Origin of the sequence: Xenophilus arseniciresistens (genome assembly GCF_028023875.1) — a bacterium.
Classification (GTDB): domain Bacteria; phylum Pseudomonadota; class Gammaproteobacteria; order Burkholderiales; family Burkholderiaceae_C; genus Xenophilus; species Xenophilus arseniciresistens.
The window spans coordinates 141751-158268 of sequence record NZ_JAQIPB010000009.1 but is presented as its reverse complement, the minus strand read 5'-3'; the positions used below and the strand labels follow the sequence as shown (position 1 = coordinate 158268).

Annotated in this window: 18 protein-coding genes; 7 read left to right on the top strand and 11 right to left on the bottom strand. The window is 70.2% G+C overall.

The features are described 5' to 3' along the window. Window position 1: 1 nt before the first annotated feature. Together glcE and PGB34_RS18515 are read right to left on the bottom strand one after the other, a co-directional pair. Window positions 2–1150, bottom strand: coding sequence for a glycolate oxidase subunit GlcE (gene glcE, locus PGB34_RS18520; protein WP_271429584.1), 1149 nt, complete (start codon window positions 1148–1150; stop codon window positions 2–4). Window positions 1151–1160: 10 nt separating this feature from the next. Then, window positions 1161–2672, bottom strand: coding sequence for an FAD-linked oxidase C-terminal domain-containing protein (locus PGB34_RS18515; protein ID WP_271429583.1), 1512 nt, complete (start codon window positions 2670–2672; stop codon window positions 1161–1163). Window positions 2673–2868: 196 nt separating this feature from the next. On the opposite strand from PGB34_RS18515, the gene PGB34_RS18510 reads away from it, so the two are divergent. Beyond that, window positions 2869–3126: a hypothetical protein gene (locus PGB34_RS18510; protein ID WP_271429582.1), complete on the top strand. Its 258-nt coding sequence runs from the start codon at window positions 2869–2871 to the stop codon at window positions 3124–3126. A gap of 284 nt (window positions 3127–3410) precedes the next feature. On the opposite strand, the gene PGB34_RS18505 is transcribed toward PGB34_RS18510, so the two are convergent. Further along, on the bottom strand, window positions 3411–3737 hold the full coding sequence (locus tag PGB34_RS18505) for a DUF2007 domain-containing protein (RefSeq protein WP_271429581.1): 327 nt from the start codon (window positions 3735–3737) through the stop codon (window positions 3411–3413). A 33-nt stretch (window positions 3738–3770) separates the two neighbouring features. Then, complete coding sequence (locus PGB34_RS18500; RefSeq protein WP_271429580.1) at window positions 3771–4223, bottom strand: DUF3717 domain-containing protein; 453 nt, start codon at window positions 4221–4223, stop codon at window positions 3771–3773. A 479-nt stretch (window positions 4224–4702) separates the two neighbouring features. Between PGB34_RS18500 and PGB34_RS18495 the strand changes: the two genes are divergently transcribed. From PGB34_RS18495 to PGB34_RS18485, 3 genes are all read left to right on the top strand, one after another. Beyond that, window positions 4703–5455: a TerC family protein gene (locus tag PGB34_RS18495; RefSeq protein ID WP_271429579.1), complete on the top strand. Its 753-nt coding sequence runs from the start codon at window positions 4703–4705 to the stop codon at window positions 5453–5455. A gap of 101 nt (window positions 5456–5556) precedes the next feature. After that, complete coding sequence (locus tag PGB34_RS18490; RefSeq protein WP_271429578.1) at window positions 5557–6030, top strand: hypothetical protein; 474 nt, start codon at window positions 5557–5559, stop codon at window positions 6028–6030. A gap of 67 nt (window positions 6031–6097) precedes the next feature. Beyond that, window positions 6098–6448: a phage holin family protein gene (locus PGB34_RS18485; protein ID WP_271429577.1), complete on the top strand. Its 351-nt coding sequence runs from the start codon at window positions 6098–6100 to the stop codon at window positions 6446–6448. A 19-nt stretch (window positions 6449–6467) separates the two neighbouring features. Here the strand turns inward: PGB34_RS18485 and PGB34_RS18480 are convergent, their stop codons facing one another. Further along, complete coding sequence (locus PGB34_RS18480; protein ID WP_271429576.1) at window positions 6468–8090, bottom strand: M48 family metalloprotease; 1623 nt, start codon at window positions 8088–8090, stop codon at window positions 6468–6470. 86 nt (window positions 8091–8176) lie between these two features. On the opposite strand from PGB34_RS18480, the gene moaC reads away from it, so the two are divergent. Further along, a complete protein-coding gene (gene moaC, locus PGB34_RS18475; RefSeq protein WP_271429575.1) occupies window positions 8177–8668 on the top strand; it encodes a cyclic pyranopterin monophosphate synthase MoaC in 492 nt (163 codons plus the stop codon). Here moaC and PGB34_RS18470 read toward each other — a convergent pair. The 5 genes from PGB34_RS18470 to lplT all read right to left on the bottom strand — a co-directional run bounded on the left by PGB34_RS18470 (window position 8656) and on the right by lplT (window position 13198). Further along, window positions 8656–9708: an RNA methyltransferase gene (locus PGB34_RS18470; protein WP_271429574.1), complete on the bottom strand. Its 1053-nt coding sequence runs from the start codon at window positions 9706–9708 to the stop codon at window positions 8656–8658. The two genes, moaC and PGB34_RS18470, sit on opposite strands and share 13 nt — an antisense overlap. A gap of 32 nt (window positions 9709–9740) precedes the next feature. Continuing rightward, window positions 9741–10250: an MbcA/ParS/Xre antitoxin family protein gene (locus PGB34_RS18465; RefSeq protein WP_271429573.1), complete on the bottom strand. Its 510-nt coding sequence runs from the start codon at window positions 10248–10250 to the stop codon at window positions 9741–9743. A gap of 86 nt (window positions 10251–10336) precedes the next feature. After that, the gene (locus PGB34_RS18460; RefSeq protein WP_271429572.1) at window positions 10337–10831 is read right to left on the bottom strand and encodes a glutathione peroxidase; all 495 of its coding nucleotides are present in this window, start codon (window positions 10829–10831) and stop codon (window positions 10337–10339) included. A 9-nt stretch (window positions 10832–10840) separates the two neighbouring features. Beyond that, the gene (locus PGB34_RS18455) at window positions 10841–11737 is read right to left on the bottom strand and encodes a DMT family transporter (protein WP_271429571.1); all 897 of its coding nucleotides are present in this window, start codon (window positions 11735–11737) and stop codon (window positions 10841–10843) included. A 156-nt stretch (window positions 11738–11893) separates the two neighbouring features. Then, window positions 11894–13198: a lysophospholipid transporter LplT gene (lplT, locus tag PGB34_RS18450; RefSeq protein WP_271429570.1), complete on the bottom strand. Its 1305-nt coding sequence runs from the start codon at window positions 13196–13198 to the stop codon at window positions 11894–11896. A 182-nt stretch (window positions 13199–13380) separates the two neighbouring features. Between lplT and alr the strand changes: the two genes are divergently transcribed. Both alr and PGB34_RS18440 read left to right on the top strand, forming a co-directional pair. After that, entirely contained in the window at window positions 13381–14526 is a 1146-nt protein-coding gene (alr, locus tag PGB34_RS18445; protein ID WP_271429569.1) for an alanine racemase, read from the top strand. Next, on the top strand, window positions 14523–15356 hold the full coding sequence (locus PGB34_RS18440; protein WP_271429568.1) for a hypothetical protein: 834 nt from the start codon (window positions 14523–14525) through the stop codon (window positions 15354–15356). Before alr ends, PGB34_RS18440 begins: the two co-directional genes overlap by 4 nt. 8 nt (window positions 15357–15364) lie before the next feature. Here the strand turns inward: PGB34_RS18440 and PGB34_RS18435 are convergent, their stop codons facing one another. Continuing rightward, window positions 15365–16426: an NAD(P)-dependent alcohol dehydrogenase gene (locus PGB34_RS18435; RefSeq protein WP_271429567.1), complete on the bottom strand. Its 1062-nt coding sequence runs from the start codon at window positions 16424–16426 to the stop codon at window positions 15365–15367. Window positions 16427–16518 lie beyond the last annotated feature (92 nt).

Genomic DNA, 16518 nt, shown 5'->3' with positions numbered 1-16518 from the left:
CTCAGGCCGTGGCGACCACGGCGTGCTGCCGGCCGGGGTTGAAGATGCCGGCAGGGTCGAAGCTGCGGCGCAGCCCTTCGTGGATGCGCGCCAGCGGCGCGCTCAGCGCGTCGAAGCGCGGCGGCGCGGCGCCCTCCTGGGCGGCCCCGGGCGGCGCCATGAACAGCGTGGCATGGCCGCCCACGGCGCGCGCCGCGGCCCGCACTGCCTCGGCCTGGTCAAGGCCCAGCGCGTACCAGCGCAGGCCGCCATGCCATTCCACCAGCGGCTGGCCGGGCAGCGCCAGCACGGGCGCCGTCTGCGGCACCGACACGCGCCACAGCGCCTGCGCGCGTGCCACCGCGTCGGTGAAGAAGGGCAGGCGCTGATCGCGCAGCGCCGACCACACGGGCTGGGCCTGGTCCGCCGCGCGCAGGCTGCCGCCCTGGCCGGCCAGCAGGCGGCAGGCCGATTCGACGGCCGCCACCGCGCCGCGCAGGCGCAGCCAGAGCACGCCCTGCCCGCCCGTGGAGCCGGGGTCGGCGATCCAGGCGCTGGCATTGAGCGGCAGCGGCTGGCCGCCCCAGGCGTTGACCTGCGCCAGTGCCTCGCTCTGCGTGCAGTGGAACTCCAGCGTGGCCTCGGCCGGCGCCAGCGGCAGCACCTTCAGGCTCAGCTCGGTGATCAGGCCCAGCGTGCCCAGCGAGCCCGCGAGCACGCGCGAGACGTCGTAGCCCGCCACGTTCTTCATCACCTGGCCGCCGAACTGCAGGTGCTCGCCGCGGCCGTTGATCAGGCCCGCGCCCAGCACGTAGTCGCGCACGCAGCCCACGCTGGCGCGCGCGGGGCCCGACAGGCCCGCCGCCACCATGCCTCCCACGGTTGCAACGGCGCCTTCGCCCTGCCACGCGAAGTGCGGCGGCTCGAAGGGCAGGCACTGGTTCTGCTGCGCGAGCACGGCTTCGAGCTCAGCCAGCGGCGTGCCCGCGCGCACGGTAACCACCAGCTCGCTGGGCTCGTAGCTCAGCACGCCCGTGAGCGCGCGCGTGTCCAGCAGCGCGCCTGCCGTCACGGGTTCGCCATAGAAATCCTTGCTGCCGCCGCCGCGGATGACGAGCGGCGTGCCGTCAGCGCCCGCGGCGCGGATGCGGTCGATGTAGTGATTCAGCATCGCGTGGTGCTCAAAAACGAGGAAGGTCGGAATGCGGCAGCACGCCGCCGCGCACCACCTGCTTGCCGTATTCGGCGCAGCGCTGCAGCGTGGGAATCACCTTGCCGGGGTTCAGGCCGCCGGCAGGGTCGAAGGCGGCCTTGATGCCGAACATCTGCGCGTTCTCTTCGGCCGTGAACTGCACGCACATGCTGTTGAGCTTTTCCACGCCCACGCCATGCTCGCCGCTCACGGTGCCGCCCATGGCCACGCTGGTTTCCAGGATGTCCGCGCCGAACAGCTCGCAGCGGTGCAGCTCGTCGGGGTCGTTGGCGTCGAACAGCACCAGCGGATGCAGGTTGCCGTCGCCCGCGTGGAAGACGTTGCAGCAGCGCAGGCCGTACTTCTTCTCCATCTGCTGGATGGCCAGCAGGATGTCGGCCAGGCGCTTGCGCGGGATGGTCGAATCGAGGCACATGTAGTCGGGGCTGATGCGGCCCGACGCAGGAAACGCGTTCTTGCGCCCGCTCCAGAAGCGCAGGCGCTCTTCCTCGCTTTCGCTCACGGCGATGGCCGTGGCGCCGCAGCCGCGCAGCACGGCGCTCATGCGGCCGATCTCTTCCTCCACCTCTTCGGGCGTGCCGTCCGATTCGCACAAAAGGATGGCCTCGGCATTCAGGTCGTAGCCCGCATGCACGAAGTCTTCCACCGCCGCGGTCATGGGCTTGTCCATCATCTCCAGCCCGGCCGGGATGATGCCGGCCGCCACCACTGCCGCCACCGCATCGCCGGCTTTGCGCACGTCGTCGAAGCTGGCCATGATGCAGCGCGCCAGCTGCGGCTTGGGCACCAGGCGGACGGTGACCTCGGTGGTCACGGCCAGCATGCCTTCGCTGCCGATCACCAGCGCCAGCAGGTCCAGCCCCGCGCAGTCCAGCGCGTTGCTGCCGAACTCCACCGGCTCGCCCTCGGCCGTGAAGCCGCGCACGCGCATCACGTTGTGCAGGGTCAGGCCGTACTTGAGGCAGTGCACGCCGCCCGAGTTCTCGGCCACGTTGCCGCCGATGGTGCAGGCGATCTGGCTCGACGGATCGGGCGCGTAATACAGGTTGTAGGGCGCCGCGGCCTCGCTGATGGCCAGGTTGCGCACGCCGCACTGCACCGTGGCCGTGCGCGACACCGGATCGACCTCGAGGATCTTGTTGAACTTGGCCAGCGACAAGGTCACGCCCAGCTCGTGCGGCATGGCGCCGCCCGAAAGCCCCGTGCCCGCGCCGCGCGCCACCACCGGCACGCCCAGCGCATGGCAGGCCTTGAGCGCCGCCGCGACCTGGGCCTCGTTCTCGGGCAGGGCCACCACCAGCGGCCGCTGGCGGTAGGCCGTCAGGCCGTCGCACTCATAGGGCACGGTGTCTTCGGCATGCCAGAGCAGCGCATGCGCGGGCAGGTGCGCCTGCAAGGCGCGCACCACCTCGGCCTGCCGGGCCGCGCGATCGGCGCGCTGCAGGGCCTGGGCCTGCGTGGGGGATTCTGGGGCGTTCATCGGGGGAGTCTCCTGCGGCCGGTGCGGGGCAACCCCCGAGCCCGGCCCATGGGCCGCCATGATGGCACGGCCCCGCCCCCGCGCGCCTGTCGCGAAGGGGTGCGGCACTGTAGGCGCTGGGCGCGGGCCGCGGTTTGAAGATTCTTCAAGGGCTGTTGAGCAAAGCTGAAGCGGCTGCGCCCGCGACAATGCCGCCATGGCCACCGCACGCTCCTTCGACACCGCCGACTACAAGCTCTTCCCCTCGCCGCGCAACGAGCACCGCATCGTGTTCGAACACCAGGTGTTCGTGCCGCAGCCCTATGCGCTGATCGACCTGCCCAGCTACGACCTCAAGGGCCGCTACAGCCTTTTTGCCGCCTGCCGGTTGTCGGACGGGAAGATGGGGCAACTGGTGACGCTGGAGGATGAGGCGGATGTGGGGAGGTTCAATACGAGGTTCGTGCCGGACTGAGGCGAACTGGCCCAAGCGCCGCGAAGCGGGCCGATCGGCTCAGCACTTTGTCAGACCGCAATGATCAGATTGGCGTGCGATATGGCCCGTGGGCCGCTGCCTAGCTAGATTTAGTCCAACGCATCCAGGGCAGCCCCCACGGCCTAAGTCAACGCAGCTGCCTGTGATGCCCTGCACAATCGCCAAAAGCATCCGTGATTTTGGATTTAGGCCGCCCGAAATATGCTGGATGGATGCCGCCCTTCAGCACCCGCCTTGGCTGACTGCGCTGGGCAGGAGCTGGATCAGCGCTCAGGTGTGTCAGACCCCGACCCCGGCATCAGCCGCCCACACTGCCAGCACTGCTCAAAACCACCCTCAATGCGTTCGCCGCAACTGCAATGCCACAGGCGTTGCGGCGGCGAGCGCAGCGCGTCCAGAAATGCCAGGGCGCGTGCCTGTTGCGCCTGGTCGTCGATCCACACTTCGGGCAGGCACTGGTCGGGCGGTAGATGGCCGACGGCGGCGCCGAGGAATTCACGCTGCACGCTGGCGCCGATGCCCTGCGCCCGCAGCGCGTCGGCCCACAGCGTGGCCAGGGCCAGGTTCGGGGCTTGGGCCAGGCGCTGCATGGCAGTCGGTGGATCGTGAATGTGGGCGCCCGCTCAGGGCTGGGGTGGCGTGTCGTCTGGCGCAGGCTCGGCGGCCGGCGTGGCTTCGCGCGCACGTTCCGCATAGCGGTTGAAGCGCCAGGCCGTGTCTTCCATCGTGATGCGGCGCCAGGTCTGGCGCTTTTCCGCCGGGCTCATCGAGGGCCAGTGCTGCACTTCGTCAAAATTGCGCCCGCAGCCCTTGCACTGGTCGTCGCCCTGGCTGGTCGAGCAGATGGCGATGCAGGGCGTGTCGGGCGTGCTTTCGTACCAGGCCATCCAGGCCTGCCAGGCCGCGGGCGGGAAGCCCTGGTCCTCCACCTCGTCCTCGCGGTAGAAAACCATCAATGCATAGACTTCCGCGAGCGCGCGGACTTCGGGCGCCAGCGTCACGCCGTCGGGCGATGGCTTGCGCTCGCGCCAGAAGTTGATGGCGGCTTCGATGTCAGTGATGTGGATGCCGGCCATGAAAGCGAGACACGATGGAAAAACGCATGCAAATGCGGGGCGGCGATCTTAGCCGCCTGCCGTCATGCGCCGGTGTCGGCCACCGACGGGTTTGCTTGCAGCCGCAGATGTCTTGCGCGCGACTTGCCCGATGTGGTCCAATCGGCGCTCTCGAGGGGGAGTAGCCCCAGCCCGGTTTTGCATGGCGGCCCTGCTGCCGTGCCTGGCCAGAGGCTGTTGGTCCGTCGTCAGTACGAAGCGCGAGCTTCCGGCGGACCGGGGTACCTGACTTGCGTTGGCCACCACGGCAAACAGCAGAACAGGGGCCGAGCAAGACCTTTGATAGGCCCACCTGCGGGCAGATCAAGGCCGTGGTTTCGTTTCGCGCATGACGCAGTCGTGTGCGGCCAACGAATGTCCTCGATCCTCCTCAGCGGGCGGTCAAGCTGGAATGTGGCGGGGTGCCACGTTCCCATTCATGACAAGAAACTGAGGATTCTATGGATTTCCTGACTTCTCCCGCGTTCTGGGTCGCACTCGGCCAGATCATCATCATCGACATCCTGCTGGGCGGGGACAACGCGGTCGTGATCGCGCTGGCCTGCCGCAAGCTGCCGCCCGAGCAGCGCAAGAAGGGCATCATCTTCGGCACCGCCGGCGCCATCGTCCTGCGGGTGATCCTCATCGCCTTCGCGATGACGCTGCTCATGGTGCCCTTCCTGAAGTTCGTGGGCGCGATCCTGCTGATCTGGATCGGCGTGAAGCTGCTGGTGCCCGAGGAAGAGGGGCATGGCGACATCCAGGGCAGCGACAAGCTGTTCGCGGCCATCAAGACCATCATCGTGGCCGACCTGGTGATGAGCGTGGACAACGTGATCGCCATCGCCGGCGCCGCGCAGAATGCGGGCGAGCATTCGCTGCTGCTGGTGATCCTGGGCCTGCTGATCTCCATCCCGATCATCGTCTGGGGCAGCCAGCTGGTCATCAAGCTCATGGAGCGCTTCCCGCTGATCATCACGCTGGGAGGCATGCTGCTGGGCTGGATCGCCGGTGGCATGCTGGTCACCGACCCGGCCTTCGTCAACCCCGACAAGTGGACCTTCCTGCCCAAGTTCGGCACGATGGACGAGAAGGGCATGGCCGTGATCTCCACGACCACCTACTGGGTCTCGCACATCCTTGGCGCCCTGCTGGTGCTGGCGCTGGGCAAGTTCTTCGCTTCGCGCAAGAAGCCCGCCGCAGCGCACGGTTGATCGGCTGAGCAGACGGCACCCTTGCCTCACAGTGCAGGGGTGCCGTTTTTTCATCGCGGGGCCTTCCCAAGATGAAAAACGCCGCCTTGACAAGGATTCCGATGGAACGAGTGATCCTCTATGTGGACGATGCGACCCATGCGCTGGGGCAGCTTGAACAGCTGCGCGCCTCGGGCCTGCGGCCCACGCACTGGGTGCTGGCCGCCTGCGCGCCGCGCATGACCAGCCGCATCAGCAAGTGGGTCAGCCACAGCGCGCGCGAGAACTGGCGCGTGAAGTGGTTCGCGCGGCTGCAGGAGACGCTGGCGCCCGCGCTGCAGGCGGACGGCGCCGAGTTCACTGCCGTGCTGGCGCAAGGCCCGCTGCTGGTGCTCACGCAGCAGCTCCTGCTGGCCCATGGGGCGGCGCGTGTCATCGACCTGCGCCGGCCCAAGGTGGGTGCGGTGCTGGAGCCCGTGCAGTCCGGCTCCGCCGAGGCCGCACCGCGCGCGCCGGGTCGCAACAACGGCGCGCTGTCGGGCGGCGCGCTGGGCGTGGGCGCCCTGATGGTGCTGGCCCAGACGCTGGCCGAATAGGCGCCAGGCCGCACACGGGCTGCGCGACTACACGGCCGCGCCGCGCGCAGCGGCTATGCTGCGCGCCATGCGACTGATCATCCAATGGCTGTTGAGCGCCCTGGCGCTGCTGGCCGTCACCTACCTCTACAGCGGCGTGCGCGTGGACAGCTTCACGAGTGCGCTGATCGCCGCCGCCGTCATCGGCCTGCTCAACATGGTCGTGCGGCCCATCCTGGTGGTGCTCACGCTGCCGGTCACGGTGGTGACGCTGGGGCTGTTCCTGTTCGTCATCAACGCGCTGATGTTCTGGTCCGCCTCGGGCCTGCTGGGCGGCTTCCATGTGGACGGCTTCTGGGCGGCGCTGCTGGGTTCGCTGATCTACTCGCTGCTGAACCTGCTGATCGACCGCGTGGTCGGCGACGTGTTCAAGCGATAGGTCCGGCACTTGCCCCGGCTCAGCGCTGCTGTTGCTGCTGCTTGAGCTCCTCGGCCTGCTCCCTGACCTTCACTTCGTTCTCGCGCGCGCGGGTGTCGATGATCGACGCCTCGTAGTGGTCGATGCGCACCGGCCCGCGCCCGCCCGCGTTGTTGCGCACCAGATCCTGTGCGGCCTTGAAGCGGTCGCGCGCACCCACGTAATCGAGGATGGCGACGTTGGCCTCGGCCTCGGCGCGGATGGCCCGCAGCGGGTCGTTGGCCGCGTGGTACAGCCCGGCCAGCGCCCGCCAGCCCGAGGCATCGCGCGGATGCACGGCCACCCAGTCGCGCAGCGGCGGGATCATCGGCCCGGGCTGGCGCGTGGCCTGCGCCACCTGCGCGGCCAACAGCAGGTGGGCGCGGCTCTTGTCGGGCTCGGCGCCCGTCGGCGGCGCCAGGAGGGCCTGCGCGGCCTGCGGGTTGCGGCCCAGCAGTTCCACTTCCACCGACAGCAGGCGCGCCATGCGCGCGGCCGCGGGCTCGGCCTGCGTGGCTTCGCGCAGCCGGGTGGCGGCGGCGCGCGCGGCGTTGAAGTCGTTGAGCTGCGCGGCCGAGAAGGCGGCCGCGTAGAGCGTACCGGCCCGCGCGGCGGGGCTCTGGCCCGCCAGATCGCCTTCGGCCGCGCGCACCCAGGCGCGCAGCGAATCCACGCCCGGGCGGCCCAGGATGCGCGCACGCGCGGCCATCATGGCGTGCTCGGCCTGCAGCGGCAGGCCGCCGCGCGGCGCGTCGGCCCTGAACTGGAAGCGCGCCTGCATGTCGGTGATGCGCTCGCTGTTGAGCGGGTGGCTGCGCAGGTAGGGGAAGGAGCCGTTGTCGTTGAGCCGCGAGGCGTGCTGCAGCCGCTCGAACATGATGGCCGCGCCCTGCGGCGAGAAGCCGGCCTGGGTCATCACGCCATAGCCGATGCGGTCGGCCTCGCGTTCCATGTCGCGAGAGAAGTCCAGCTGCTTCTGCATCGCCATGGCCTGGCCGCCCATGATCATGGCCTGGCCCAGGTCGCCGCTGCTGCGTCCGCTCTTGCTGGCCGCCAGCGCGCCCAGGATCATTGCCGCAAGCAGCATCGGCGCCTGGCGGCTCTGGCTGGTCATGATGCGGGCGATGTGCCGCTGCGTGACGTGCGACAGCTCATGCCCCAGCACCGAGGCCAGCTCGTCGCGGCTGCCGGTGATGGCGATCAGCCCCGTGTGCAGGCCGAAGTAGCCGCCGGGCAGCGCAAAGGCGTTGACGCTGCGGTCGCGGCCGATCATCAGCTCCCAGGCAAAGCGTTCCTCCAGCTCGGGCGTGAGCTCGCCGCGCGTGCGCGCGGCCGCCAGCAGCGGCTGCCAGATGCCCTGCACGTAGTCGTCCAGCACCGGGTCCTCGAGGTAGTCGGGGTCGCGGTACAGCTCGCGTGCGATGCTGTCGCCAAGCCGGCGCTCGGCGCCCACGCCCATGTCCACGGCATCGCCCAGGCCGGGCAGGCCCTGCGCCAGCGCCGGTGCGGGCGCCAGGGCCTGGCTCAGGGCCAGCAGGGCCGCCAGCAGTGCGGGCCGCAGGCGCGGATGGCGGCGCGAGGGCCGGCGGCTGGACGGGAAAGACGACAGGCGTGGCAGAGGCATCGGCAGCAGGGGGCGCCGGCGCGGCGGCGCCCCGAACGAGGACGTCGGGCCCCGTATGATGCGCCACCGACCGGAACGTTCACACGATGCCCCATTCGCCGCTCACCCATTTCGACGCCCAGGGCCAGGCCCACATGGTGGATGTGGCGGCCAAGGCCGCGACGCACCGCGTGGCCGTGGCCAGCGGTCGCATCGAGATGCAGGCCGCGACGCTGTCGCTGATCGACAGCGGCAGTGCCAAGAAGGGCGACGTGCTGGGCGTGGCGCGCATCGCCGGCATCCAGGCGGCCAAGAAGACCAGCGAGCTGATCCCGCTGTGCCACCCGCTGGCCATCACGCGCGTGGCGCTGGCCTTCGAGACCCGCCCGGAGCCCGTGCCGGCCGTCCACTGCACGGCCACCGTCGAGACCGTGGGCCCCACGGGCGTGGAAATGGAAGCGCTCACGGCCGTGCAGGTGGCCCTGCTCACGGTCTACGACATGTGCAAGGCCGCCGACCGCGGCATGACCATCACCGGCGTGCGCGTGGAAGAAAAGCGCGGCGGCAAGTCGGGCGACTGGACGGCTCAGCCTGCCTGATTGAGCGGCTGGGGCATCGCCACGCGCTGGCCGCCGCGGCGCAGGTTTTCGGCCCGCGCCCGCAGCTGGCCGCAGCCGCCGTCCACGTCCTGCCCCGCCGAATCGCGCAGCTTCGTGAGGATGCCGCGGGCCTTCAGCGTCCGGGCCAGCGCCTCGCACTGCGCCCAGTCGGGCCGGCTGAAGCCGGCGCCGTCCACGGTGTTGAAGGGAATCAGGTTCAGGATGCCCTTGCGGCCCGCGAGCAGGCGCACCAGGCCCTCGATCTCGTCGGGCCCGTCGTTCACGCCCTTCAGCAGCGTCCACTGGTATTGCACCGGGTGGCCGGTGCTTTGCGCATAGCGCTCGCATTCCTCCACCAGCTGCTCGGGGCTCAGGTCGGGCGCGCGCGGCAGCAGGTGCCGGCGCCGCGCCGCATCGCTGCTGTGCAGCGACAGGGCCAGCGCGGGTTTCACGCTCTGGCGGTGCAGCCGCTCGAAGGCGCGCGGATCGCCCACGGTGGAAAAGACCAGGTTCTTGTGGCCGATGTTGCCCACCGTGCCCAGCAGGTCGATGGCCTCGAGCACGTTGTCCAGGTTGTGGGCCGGCTCGCCCATGCCCATGAACACCACCTTGCGCACGGGCCGGCGCAGGCGCGCCAGCGCCACCTGGGCCACGATCTCGGCGCTGCCCACCTGGCGCAGCAGCCCGTCGCGGCCGGTCATGCAGAAGCGGCAGCCCACCGCGCAGCCCACCTGCGAGGACACGCACAGCCCGCCGCGCGGCAGCAGCACGCTTTCGACCATCTGGCCGTCCTGCAGCTGGACCAGCAGGCGTTCCGAGCCGTCGGCCGCCGGGTGTGCCGAATGGACGCGGGCGAGCGCCGCCAGCTCGGCCTCGATGGCCGGCAGCTCGGCCAGCAGCGGGGCCGGAAAGAAGGTGCCCGGCAGGCGCCGGCCGCTGTCGCGCGGCTGTGCGTGACTCCACAGGCGCAGCACGCGGTGCTCGTGGCTGGGGCCTGCGCCGGCGGTGCGCAGGCGTTGCTTCAGGTCGGCGATGCGCATGGGCAGGGCGGCGGGCCGCAGTGCCGGCCGGCTCAGGCGCCGCGCGCGTAGGCGGCCAGCAGCGCATGCACGCGCTCCAGCCCCTGCGGGGTGGAAGCCAGCTGCAGCGGCGTCTGGCCGCCCAGCAGCGAATGCGCGCGCCGCAGCCAGCGGTGGGCGTCGTCGCCCAGCACCTGGGCGGCGCGGTTGTGCAGCGCGTCCAGGCCCAGGCTCAGCGCGGCGCGCTGCGGGGGCTGGGCGGAAGCTGCCGGCGACGCAGCCGCGGGGGCCGGCGCAGCGGGCGCTGCGCTCGCGGCGGGGGCGGCGCCTGCGTCTGGCGCGGCTTGCAGGCGCACGCTGGCATAGGGCCTGAGCGCGGCCAGGCCTTCGGCCACGCTGAAGCCGGCGGCCTGCAGCTTGCGCGCATAGGCGTCGGCCAGCGTCTTGAGTTCTTCCACGCGCAGCTTCTGCCGCTGCTCCTGCAGCGCTTCGCGTTCGCGTGTGAGGCGCCGGATCTCGGCTTCGATGTCGGAGAGGGCAAAAGAAGAGGAAAGAGCGGACATTTCCAGCAGCGCATCAATCTTCGGGGGCCTGGCGCCCCCCTTCAGGCAGGCGACCATTGTCCCTGCTTCCAGCGCAGGGCAGCGTATCAGGCTGTGGCGGCCAGGGCCCGCTCGATGTCGGCGGCCAGCGATTCGGGCTTGTCCAGCGGCGCATAGCGGCGGATCACGCGACCGTCGCGGCCCACCAGGAACTTGGTGAAATTCCACTTGATGGCGGTGCTGCCCAGAAAGCCCGGCTTCTCCTGCGTCAGCCACTGGTACAGCGGCAGCGCGCCGGGGCCGTTGACTTCGACCTTGGCCATCATCGGGAAGCTCACGCCGTAGTTCTTCTGGCAGAAGGCGCCGATCTCGGCGTTGCTGCCCGGGTCCTGGTGGCCGAACTGGTTGCTCGGAAAGCCCAGCACCGCAAAGCCCTGGCCCTGGTACTGGCGGTACAGCGCCTCCAGGCCCGCGAACTGCGGCGTGAAGCCGCACTGGCTGGCGGTGTTGACGATCAGCAGCACCTGGCCGGCGTAGTCCTTCAGGGCGACGGGCGTGCCGTCCAGGCGCTGGGCCTCGAAGTCGTGCAGGGTGGTGGTCATGGGGCGCTCTCAGGTGGCGGAAAGGGGCTCATGATCGCGCGGTGCGGGCGGCCGGGCAATGGCGGCCCACAGTGCCGCCGCCATCAGCAGCAGCCCGCCGGCGGCCACGCGCGGCGTCAGTTGCGCGGCGCCAGCGGCCACGGACGACACGGTGGCGAACAGCACCTCCGACAGCAGCAGCACCGACACCGTGCCGGCCGCCAGCCGCACCGCGCCGTATTGCAGGGCCACGTTGGCCACCGCAAAGCCGATGGCCAGCATCGCCACCCAGGGCAGCCAGTCCAGGGTGGCCGTCAGCGCCGGCGGCGGCAGCGGGCCGGCCAGGCCGCCCAGCAGCAGCGCCGCGCCCAGGGACACGCCCGCGCAGCCCACGAACATGGCCATGGCGCGCCATTCGCCGGGCGCGTGGGCGGCCCGGCGCAGGAAGACGTTGGTCAGCGCAAAGCCGAAGCCTGCGCCCAGGCCCAGCCAGTCCGGCAGGCTCGCGGGCAGCGGCCATTCGCTGCCCGGCGTCTTGAGCACCAGTGCCACGCCGGCCAGCGCCAGCGCCATGCGCGCCAGGGCCGCGCGCGTGGGGCGTTCGCCCAGCAGTGCCCAGGCCAGCAGCACCATCCACAGCGGCATCAGGTAGAACAGCAGCACCACCCGCAGCACATCGCCCTGCGTCACGCCCCAGTTGAAGCCTGCGTTGGTCAGCCCTGCCGCCAGCCCCAGCCACCACAGCCGCGGCTCGCCCAGCGCCCCGCGCAGCGTGCCGCGCCGCAACACCAGCACCACCGCGATGATGCACAGATAGACGATCGCCGTCGTCCACAGCGGATGCCAGCCCAGCGCCCCCACCTGACGGAACGGCACCCAGGACAGACCCCAGACGAAGGCGTTGAAGAGAATTGCTAGGACGGGCATGAACGGAAACAGGGGGAAGTGGCTGGCGCTTTTCTTCAGCCCAGCCGGCAAGCGAAGCGAAGCCCTCAGGGCACCCGAGGAACTGGCTTTGCCAGGCCTCTGGGTGCGCCCCCTTCGGGAACCAGCAGGGGGAGCCGCGAAGCGGCCTGGGGGTTGTTAGTGATGCTTATCGCTACGGGCAATGTGCAGCAGATGCTCCACCTCTTCGGCATGCATGCGCAGGTTGCGCCGGTGCCACCACCAGATCAAGACCATGAAAGCCGCCACCACGCCGCCGAAGGCCGTGATGGCGCCGAAGGCCGTCAGGCCGGCCCAGGTGCACAGCACGTAGAAGGCGCCCAGCAGCAGGATGCAGGCCTGCTCATTGAAGTTCTGCACGGCGATGGAGCGGCCCGCGCCCATCAGGTTGTGGCCGCGGTGCTGCAGCAGCGCGTTCATGGGCACCACCACGAAGCCGCCCAGCCCGCCCAGCAGCATCAAGAACGGGATCGCGATCCACACGCTGTCGACGAAATTCATGCCCATCACCAGCACGCCCATGGCGATGCCCAGCGGGATGACGCGGGTGGCGATGTCCAGCCGCATGTACACCGACGCCACCACGGCGCCCACCGCCGTGCCCACTGCCAGCACGCCCGTCAGGGCCGAGGCCCGGGTCGTGTCATAGCCCAGCGCCAGCGCGGCCCAGGGCAGCACGATGTACTTGAGGTTGCCGCTGGCGCCCCAGAACAGCGTGGTGGTGGCCAGCGAGATCTGGCCCAGCCGGTCGCGCCACAGGCGTGCGTTGCAGGTCCAGAAGTCGGGCAGCAGCTGCAGCAGGCTGGGCACCAGGCCGCGCTGCGGGTCGGCGCGCAGCGGGCGCATCTCCACGCCGGTGTGCGGAATGCGCGTGTTGAACCAGGCTGCCAGCATGTACACCAGGATCAGCACCAGGATGGCGGCCTCGGGCGCGGTGTCGATGCCGAAGTCGAAGAAGGGGAAATTGAAGGCCAGCAGATGCTGCGAGACGGCCGGCCCGATGAGCTGGCCGCCCAGCACGATGCCCAGGATGATGGAGGCGATGGTCAGGCCTTCGATCCAGCCGTTGGCCTTGACCAGCTGCGAGGCCGGCAGCAGTTCGGTGAGGATGCCGTACTTGGCCGGCGAGTACGCCGCCGCGCCCAGGCCCACCACGGCATAGGCCATCAGCGGATGGCCGCCGAAGAGCATCATCAGGCAGCCCGCCACCTTGATGGCGTTGCTGATGAACATCACGCGGCCCTTGGGCAGGGCGTCGGCAAAAGCACCCACCAGCGGCGCCAGGCCCACGTAGAACACCGCGAAGATGGGCACCAGCGCGGCACGCTGCCATTCCGGCGCACCGGCGATGCGCAACAACTCGACAGCGGCCACGAACAGCGCCTGGTCGGCCAGTGACGAGAAGAACTGGGCCGACATGATGGTGTAGAAACCGCGCTTCATCGATAGGCTGGCTGGCCGTGGGGCAGGGCTTGCAGGTGCGGTTGAAAGGGCTGGTCACCCCCGGCCGTACAGGCGCGAGGCCGTGGTTTATAGCACGCACCCCAGGTGCCAAAATGGCCTGCATTCCCTTGGCCGCGGGGGTGTTTCCCCGCTTGTGAGCCACACTGGGACACAGTTCCGACATGCCGCGTCCGATCCTCGCCACCGTCCATCCCGCCGCCCTGCAGCACAACCTCACGCAGGTGCGCCGCCATGCCCTTCAATCGCGCGTGTGGGCCGTGGTCAAGGCCAATGCCTACGGGCACGGGATCGAGCGGGTCTTCGATGCCCTGCGCGCCGCCGACGGCTTTGCGCTGCTGGACCTGGCCGAGGCCGAGCGCGTGCGCGCGTTGGGCTGGCGCGGCCCGATCCTGCTGCTCGAAGGCGTGTTCGAGCCGCGCGACCTGGAGCTGTGCTCGCGCCTGGGCTTGTGGCACACGGTGCACTGCGACGCGCAGATCGACTGGCTGGCCGCGCACAAGACGCAGCAGCCGCATCGCGTGTTCCTGAAGATGAACTCGGGCATGAACCGGCTGGGCTTCGCGCCCGAGCGGCTGCGCAGCGCCTGGGCGCGCCTGAATGCGCTGACGCAGGTGGACGAGGTTTCGCTGATGATGCACTTCAGCGATGCCGACGGGCCCAAGGGCATCGACGCCGCGCTGGCCGCCTTCGACGAGGCCACGCGCGACCTCTCTGGCGAGCGCAGCCTGGCCAACAGCGCGGCCGTGCTGCGCCATGCCGAGCGCACGCGCGCCGACTGGGTGCGCCCCGGCATCGTGCTGTACGGCAGCGCGCCCGACTTCCCGGAGCACGACGCCGCGCACTGGCAGCTGCAGCCCACGCAGACGCTGGCCACGCGGCTGATCGGCGTGCAGCAGCTGCAAGTCGGCGACAGCGTGGGCTATGGCTCGCGCTTCGTGGCCGAGCGGCCCATGCGCATCGGCATTGCGGCCGTGGGCTATGCCGACGGCTACCCGCGCGTGGCGCCCACGGGCACGCCGGTGCTGGTCGACGGCGTGCGCACGCAACTGGTGGGCCGCGTGAGCATGGACATGGTGACCGTGGACCTCACGCCCGTGCCCGACGCCGGCGTGGGCAGCGAAGTCACGCTGTGGGGCCGCGCCGGCACGCTGGCCGGCAGCACGCAGCGCGGCGCCCTGCTGCCCATCGACGAAGTGGCGCAGGCGGCCGGTACCGTGGGCTATGAGCTGATGTGCGCCGTGGCGCCGCGCGTGCCCGTGGCGGTCGAGGCGCAGCAGCATCAGCCGCCGCTGGAGCCGCGCACTTGAAGGTCCTGTCCAGCTGGCGCGCCGTGCGCCTGTGGGAAACGCAGTTCGAGCGCGAGCTGCACCAGCGCCACAGCCTGCGCGTCCACGGCTTCGTCATCGGCACCTTGATGCTGCTGTTGATGTGGGCTGTGGCGGCGCTGCAGATGCACCTGGGCGTGCAGTCCCTGGCGCTGCGCTACGCGCTGACCTTGGGCGTGGGCTACCTGGCGTACCTGCTGGTGCTGCGCTGGTGGGCGCAGCACCTGGTGCGGCGCGACGGCCTGGACGATCCGGGGCTGGACGGCGGCAGCTTTGAGGGTTCGGGCTCGCACGGCTCAGGCTCAGGCACCGATGCCTCGGTGCCCATGCGCAGCGGCAGGGGCGGGGACTACGCGGGCGGCGGTGCCTCGGGCGATTTCGACAGCGCGCCCGTGCAGGCGCTCAGCCAGACGACGGACGCAGCCGAAGGCGGCCTGGGCCTGGGCGACGTCGCCAGCGGCGCCCTCGATGCCGCGGGCAGCGCCGACGAAGGCGCGGTGGTGGTCGTGCCCGTGGTGGCCGTGTTCCTGATCGGCGCGGCCATCCTGTTTGGCGCCGGCTCGCTGGTCGTCATGTATTTCGGCGTCGATGCGCTCTTGGCCGTGGCCATCGAGGTGGCTTTTTCATACACCGCCGCGCGCACGGCGGTGCGCGTCTCGCGCGAGGGCTGGCTCACGGCTGCCGTGCGCCTGACCTGGAAGCCGCTGCTGGGCGCGCTGGCCTGCGCCGTGCTGCTGGGCCTGGCCATCGACCACTTCCTGCCCCAGGCCAACTCGCTGCCCGAGGCTTTGCGTTTGATGCGCCTGGGCTGAGGCCTTCTTCAGGCCGCGGCCGGCAGCGTCGCCAGGTCGATCACGAAGCGGTACTTCACGTCGCTCTTGAGCATGCGCTCGTAAGCCTCTTCGATCTGGTCGGCGCGGATGGACTCGATGTCCGAGACGATGCCGTGCCCGGCGCAGAAATCCAGCATCTCCTGCGTCTCGGCAATGCCGCCGATCAGCGAGCCGGCCAGGCGGCGGCGCTTGAAGATGAAGCCGAAGACATTGGGCGAAGGGTGCGGCGAAGCCGGCGCGCCCACCAGCGTCATCGTGCCGTCCAGCTTGAGCAACTGAATGAAAGGGTCCAGCTCGTGCGGCGCGGCCACGGTGTTGAGGATGAAGTCGAAGCTCGCGCGGTGCGCCTTCATCTCGTCGGCGTTCTTCGACACCACCACTTCGTGCGCGCCCAGCCGCAGTGCGTCCTCGCGCTTGCCCGGCGAGGTGGTGAACAGCACCACATGCGCGCCCAGTGCCGCCGCCAGCTTCACGCCCATGTGGCCCAGCCCGCCCAGGCCCACGATGCCCACCTTCTGGCCCGGCCCCACCTTCCACTGGCGCAGCGGCGACCAGGTGGTGATGCCCGCGCACAGCAGCGGCGCCACGGCCGCCAGCTGCGATTCGTCGTGCGTCACGCGCAGCACGAACTTCTCATGCACCACGATGTGGTCGGAGTAGCCGCCATAGGTGTTGGCCTTGCTGCCTTGCTCGCGGCCGTTGTAGGTGTCTGTGAAGCCCTTGTCGCAGTACTGCTCCAGGCCTTCGCTGCAGGGGTTGCATTGCTGGCAGCTGTCGACCATGCAGCCCACGCCGACCACGTCGCCGACCTTGAATTTGGAGACCCCGGGTCCCACGGCGCGCACGCGGCCCACGATCTCGTGGCCCGGCACCACGGGGTAGCGCGTGCCGCCCCATTCGTTGCGCGCGGTGTGCAGGTCCGAATGGCACACGCCGCAGTGCAGGATGTCGATGAGCACGTCGCGCGCGAGCGGTTCGCGGCGTTCGAAGGTGAAAGGGGCAAGCGGCGAATCGGCGGCCGTGGCGGCGTAGCTGCGGGCGGTGCTCATGCGGGGCTCCTGGGTGGCTGAGGGGTTCGGATCACCCATGGTAGGGGGCCTGCGCGACGAAACTGTCACGCAAAGCACCCTTGCTTCTCATC